The 287-nt window shown below is 47.0% G+C and carries 1 protein-coding gene; it reads left to right on the forward strand.

Annotated features, from left to right (window positions below):
* The coding region (locus tag P0G09_RS20590; protein ID WP_275253610.1) for a hypothetical protein at positions 1–287 on the forward strand (287 nt) is incomplete at both ends.

Raw genomic sequence — 287 nt, forward strand, 5'->3', positions numbered from 1 at the left:
CATCGGGGGAGAATAAGAAGAAGCTGAAACTGCAAGTTACCCGGTTGCAGGATGGTGCAAAAGTGCCAGAACATGTAGTGGCGGCGGGAAAGCTGGATTTTCAGCAGACTGCCAGCATGGGATGGCAGACGAATTGGAAAACGATGGACACTGCATATTTCCCGAATCGTGTTGCACTGAAAACAGCAGAACAGGAATTGCTGGGTTTGATGTCTTACTTCTGCGATGATCGGTTTCTGGCATTAGAAATTGTCTATCTGGAAAGTCAGACGGAAAGCTATGCAAAT

Origin of the sequence: Faecalibacterium sp. DFI.5.82 (assembly GCF_029076575.1) — a bacterium.
Lineage (GTDB): Bacteria > Bacillota > Clostridia > Oscillospirales > Ruminococcaceae > Faecalibacterium > Faecalibacterium duncaniae.